The sequence below is a fragment of the Nocardia sp. NPDC058497 genome (assembly GCF_042720195.1).
Taxonomy (GTDB): Bacteria; Actinomycetota; Actinomycetes; order Mycobacteriales; family Mycobacteriaceae; genus Nocardia.
The window spans coordinates 6144-10431 of the sequence record NZ_JBHXMY010000178.1 but is presented as its reverse complement, the minus strand read 5'-3'; the positions used below and the strand labels follow the sequence as shown (position 1 = coordinate 10431).

Sequence of the window (4288 nt, the reverse complement as noted above, 5' to 3'; positions counted from 1 at the left end):
TCGGCAGGTGACGGATGCGCACACCGGTGGCGTGGTAGATCGCGTTGCCCACCGCCGCGGCCGAGCCGACGATGCCGATCTCGCCGATTCCCTTGGAGCCCATGGGGTTGACGTGGGGATCGTGTTCGTCGATCCAGCTCACGTCGATATCGCCGACATCGGCGTTGACCGGGATGTGATATCCGGCGAGGTCGTGGTTGACCACCTGACCGAAACGCTCGTCGAAGTGGCTCTGTTCGAGCAGCGCCATCGACACTCCCATGGTGATGCCGCCGGCGAATTGCGAACGCGCCGTCAGCGGATTGATGATGCGGCCTGCGGCGAACACGCTGACCACCCGCGGCACCCGGATCTCGGCGGTGTCGATGTCCACCCGGACCTCGACGAAGTGTGCGCCGAACGCGTGCGTCGAATAGTCCTTGCGCGCAGGATCTTTGGGAGCGGCAAGGGTGATCTCGGCACCGTCCGCGGGTTCGGGTCCGTATCGATCCCGGAAGGCTTTCGCCGCCGCCACCACGGCGGAGCCCCAGGACGCCATGCCACTCGAACCACCCGCCACCGATCCGGCGGGCAGGCGGGAATCGCCGATGCGCAGATCGATCCGGTGCAGGTCGACACCGAGGGCGTCGGCGGCGATCTGACCGAGGGTGGTCCACGTGCCGGTGCCGATGTCGACGGCGTCGATGGCGACTTCGTACCGGTCGCCGGTCCACCGCACCCGGGCACTGTTGCCGCCGGCCACATCGGCCGGATAGGTGGCCGCCGCAACCCCCGATCCGATCAGCCATCGACCCGCACGCCGCGACTTCGGCGCCGGATCGCGATCCGCCCAGCCGAAGCGCTCGGCTCCCGTGCGGAGGCACTCGACCAGACCGCGACTGGAGAACGGCCGCCCCGACTCCGGATCGACCTCGGGTTCGTTGTGGATGCGCAACGCGATCGGGTCCATCCCGAGGGCGACCGCGAGCTCGTCGATCGCCGTCTCGGCGGCATACATGCCCGGGCAGTGTCCCGGCGCGCGCATCCACGACGTGACGGGCACATCCAAGGCCGCGAAGCGATGGGAGGTCGAACGGTGGGTGGCCGAATACATCATCCGGGAGGCGACTGCCGACTGCTCGGCGAATTCCTTGACCTTGGAGGTCTGTCCGATGACATCGTGGGCGATCGCGGTCAGGGTGCCGTCCCGGTGCGCGCCGAGCCGGACCCGCTGGATGGTGGGCGTGCGGTAGCCGGTGAGCGAGAACAACTGCTGTCTGGTCAACGGCAGCTTCACCGGTCGGCCGTCGGCCAGTTTCGCCGCCATCGCCGCGAGCACGATATTGGCGTGCGGTTCGCCCTTGGACCCGAAGCCGCCGCCGACGTAGGGCGCGATGACGTGGACCTGCTCGGGGGCCAGCCCGAACAGCGACGCGATCGTGGACCGCACCACATGTGGGCCCTGCGTGGAGTCGAACAGCAGCAACGTGTCGTCGGCCCACTGCGCGACGGTGGCGTGTGGCTCCATCGCAGCGTTGTGGACCATCGAGGTCGTATAGGTGTGATCGATCGTCACCGGTGCGAGGGCAAGCGCGCTGTCCACATCGCCGATGGAGGTATCGGTGGCGAACCCTCCGCTCACGTCGTCGGGCGCGTAGAGGTCGTCCCGGTCCGCGCTCAGGGTGACATCGGCGGGGCTCTCGTCATAGGTCACCCGGACCTGAGCCGCGGCTTCACGGGCCACCTCGGGGCTGGTCGCTACGACCGCGCCGATCAGCTGACCACGGAAAGCGACACCGTCGTTCTGCAGGATGAACAGCTCGTTGTCGTCGTCGCCGGCCAGCCGCGCGGCATTGTGCCGGGTGAGCACGGCGACGACGCCGTCGATCCGTTCGGCCGCGCTCGCGTCGATCTCCCGCACCCGGCCACGGATGATGGTCGCCTGGATCGGGTAGCCGTGCAGCGGGTCCTGCTGGGGATGTTCCATCGCGTAGGGCGCGCGGCCGCGCAGCTTCGCCGGACCGTCGATCCGGGTAGGTGAAGCGCCCATCGCCCGGGCGCGGATCGGGGAGCTCATCGCACCTCCCGCTCGGTCAGTTCGCGCAGCGTCGCGACGAGAACAGCGCGCGTCAACGGGATCTTGAACGCGTTCTGGCGCTGCGGTCGCGCGGCAGCGAGCTCGGCGTCCGCGGCGGCGGCGAAGTTCTGCTCGGTGGCGGCGGCGCCGCGCAGGGCGTCCTCGGCGGCGCGGGCTCGCCACGGCTTGTGCGCGACCCCGCCGAACGCGATCCGCGCGTCGCGCACGACACCGTCGGCGATTTCGAGTGCGGCCGCCACCGACACCAGCGCGAACGCGAAGGACGCGCGATCGCGCACCTTGCGGTAGGTGGACCTGGTGGCCCAGTCCAGCGCGGGCACGTCGACAGCGGTGATCAGGTCGCCGTGTTCGAGCACGGTGTCGCGCTCGGGTTCGTCACCGGGCAGCCGGTGCAGGTCGACGACGGGGATTTCGCGTTCGCCGTTCGCGCCCAGTACCCGCACCACCGCGTCCAACGCGACCAGCGCCACGGCCATGTCCGACGGATGGGTGGCGATGCAGGCGCTGGACACGCCGAAGATGGCATGGTCGCGATCGAATCCGCCGATCGCCGAGCAACCGCTGCCCGGCTGACGTTTGTTGCACGGCATGGACGGATCCTGGAAGTAGGAACACCGGGTGCGTTGCAGCAGGTTGCCGCCGGTGGTGGCCAGATTGCGCAGCTGCGCCGACGCACCGGCCAGCAGTGCCGCCGACAGCATCGGATAGCGCGCCCGGATGATCGGGTGGGCGGCCAGATCGGCATTACGCACGGCCGCACCGACGCGCACACCGCCGCCTGGACGCTCGGTCACCTCGTCGAACGGCAGCCTGCTGACGTCGACCAGCAGGCCGGGAGCGATGATCCCGAGCTTGAGATGATCGACGAGATTTGTTCCCGCGCCGAGGAATACGGCATCGGGCTGGGCGAGAATCGCGGCGACCGCCCCCGCCGCGTCCTCGGCGCGCTCGTAGGCGAACTCCCTCATCGCCCGGCCTCCAGGATCGCCGCGACGATATTCGGATACGCCCCGCAGCGACACAGATTGCCGCTCATCCGCTCGCGGATCTCCTCGGCGCTCAATTCGATCCCGGTGGTCGCGTCCGCGGTCACCAGGCTCGGCACGCCCGCCTTCATCTCGTCGAGCATGCCGACCGCCGAACAGATCTGACCCGGCGTGCAGTACCCGCACTGGAAGCCGTCGTGCGCGAGGAACGCCCGCTGGATCGGATGCAGCTCGTCACCGTCGGCGAGCCCGTCGGCGGTGACAATCGTCGCGCCGTCGTTGGCCACGGCCAGCGCCAGGCAGAGGGTGGCCCGGCGCCCATCCAGCAGGACGGTGCACGACCCGCACTGCCCGTGATCACACCCCTTCTTCGGGGTCGTCACGCCCAGCTGTTCACGCAGGACGTCCAGCAGGGTGGCTCGGGTGTCGACGGTGACCGTCCGGATCTGTCCGTCGATGGTCACACTGATCTGCGCGCGCATCGAAGATGCCTCTCGCCGGGGGACACAGATTCCACATCGACCAACGCAGCTGAGCTTTTCGGCCCGCTACCAGCTTCTGTCCATCCTTGTGCTCACACGCCCGTCCGCCACGCTACCAACGCACAGTCCCGAACCAGCGCTCTCGTTTGCGCTGTGCGGCGCCGGGTATGGGCCGCACTGTACGAGAAACCGAATCCAGCCCGTGGCGGCGACGCAATCGGGCTGGGGAAGGAGTACCAGTGAGCACGGTAGCCGCAACTGTCGATGTGGATGTCCCGATCCGTACGGCCTACAACCAGTGGACCCAGTTCGAGACATTTCCGCAGTTCATGGAGGGAGTCGAGCAGGTTCGCCAGCTCGACGACCAGCACACGCACTGGCGCATCCACGTCGGTCCGTCGACGCGGGAGTTCGATGCCACGATCACCGAGCAGCACCCGGACGAGCGCGTCGCGTGGAAGTCCGACAGTGGACCCGAGCACGCCGGAGTCATCACCTTTCACCGCCTCGACGACACCCACACCCGGATCACCGCGCAGATGGAGGTCGACCCGGAAGGGTTCGTCGAAACCGCCGCCGACAAGCTCGGCGTGCTGAAGCACCGTGTGCACGGTGACATGAACCGCTTCAAGCACTTCATCGAGGGCGAGGGCCGCGAAACCGGCGCCTGGCGCGGCGACATCCCACGCCCCGACGCCGGATTCTGACCCCAGATCTCGACATGTTGACGGTGGCGACCGGAC

General features: G+C 68.5%; 4 protein-coding genes. 1 reads left to right on the top strand and 3 read right to left on the bottom strand.

The genetic code is table 11. The annotated features are described in order from the left end of the window. The 3 genes from ACFWPJ_RS14625 to ACFWPJ_RS14615 all read right to left on the bottom strand — a co-directional run. A partial coding sequence (locus ACFWPJ_RS14625; RefSeq protein ID WP_378851254.1) for a xanthine dehydrogenase family protein molybdopterin-binding subunit occupies positions 1 to 2056 on the bottom strand: 2056 nt, incomplete at its 3' end. Further along, a complete protein-coding gene (locus tag ACFWPJ_RS14620) occupies positions 2053 to 3045 on the bottom strand; it encodes an FAD binding domain-containing protein (protein WP_378851251.1) in 993 nt (330 codons plus the stop codon). The genes ACFWPJ_RS14625 and ACFWPJ_RS14620, both read right to left, overlap by 4 nt. Continuing rightward, positions 3042 to 3545 (bottom strand): 2Fe-2S iron-sulfur cluster-binding protein, encoded by a 504-nt coding sequence (locus ACFWPJ_RS14615; RefSeq protein ID WP_378851249.1) that lies wholly within the window; start codon positions 3543 to 3545, stop codon positions 3042 to 3044. The genes ACFWPJ_RS14620 and ACFWPJ_RS14615 overlap by 4 nt, the downstream gene beginning before the upstream one ends. Positions 3546 to 3784: 239 nt before the next feature. On the opposite strand from ACFWPJ_RS14615, the gene ACFWPJ_RS14610 reads away from it, so the two are divergent. Next, on the top strand, positions 3785 to 4252 hold the full coding sequence (locus ACFWPJ_RS14610) for an SRPBCC family protein (RefSeq protein ID WP_378851246.1): 468 nt from the start codon (positions 3785 to 3787) through the stop codon (positions 4250 to 4252). Positions 4253 to 4288 lie beyond the last annotated feature (36 nt).